The sequence below is a fragment of the Halopseudomonas sp. genome (genome assembly GCF_036960865.1).
Classification (GTDB): Bacteria; Pseudomonadota; Gammaproteobacteria; order Pseudomonadales; family Pseudomonadaceae; genus Halopseudomonas.
The window spans coordinates 1-615 of sequence record NZ_JBALWE010000024.1; the positions used below are offsets into that span (position 1 = coordinate 1).

Below are 615 nucleotides of genomic sequence, written 5' to 3' on the forward strand. Positions count from 1 at the left end.
TTACCAAAAGTCGCCCTCATTGCCTGCATGCGAAAGATGATCGTGATGCTCAACACCATGGTCAAGAACCAAGAGCCGTGGCGTAAAAAAACAGCCTAGTTTGGGGTGTTGACACCACAGTCACTTGTTAGGGAAGGAGGCGTCATGGCTTCTAGATTCTCAACAGGCCTACAAATACAAATTGCTCTTGATCGCGATTGGCATACTTGTAGGTACTTCAAGTGGGGCTTGCTCGAAGCTCAAGACGGTGAGTTCATAGTCGCAGATGGATATGGAAATTGGCCGTTCATGCCCATTGCGCCGAAATTAGCACTTATGGCTGGAGTGCCCGATCAAAAATTCAATAGGCAGCAATTGGCGGAGTTGAATAATAAATCTATTGCTAGTGCTGTGGAGTACTATTTCGCTCGTACAATTAGCGAATGCCCAGTTGCCTAGCAACTGGTTAAAATCGTTCGCTTCGCTCACTGGGACGGGCTAAAGTCCGCTCCTTAACCTAACGTTATTTTTTGGAAAGACTCCATGCTTTTCAATGAGCTTCAATTAAAAGTGGGCCGCCTCAAGTTCCAAGTGCAACATCAGTGAATTGAATTTAACTGGTTAGTGGCCTGCAGC

Annotated in this window: 1 protein-coding gene; it reads left to right on the forward strand. The window is 46.2% G+C overall.

Annotated elements, in window-relative coordinates; all coding sequences use genetic code 11:
* Window positions 1-144 precede the first annotated feature (144 nt).
* Window positions 145-438 carry a hypothetical protein gene (locus tag V7747_RS18550; RefSeq protein WP_335617469.1) on the forward strand — a complete coding sequence of 98 codons (294 nt, stop codon included), beginning with the start codon at window positions 145-147 and terminating at the stop codon, window positions 436-438.
* Window positions 439-615 lie beyond the last annotated feature (177 nt).

What these genes read in the sequence shown, in the direction of transcription:
- V7747_RS18550 (WP_335617469.1), top strand. Translation starts at nt 145, where the DNA reads ATGGCTTCTAGATTCTCAACAGGCCTACAAATACAAATTGCTCTTGAT.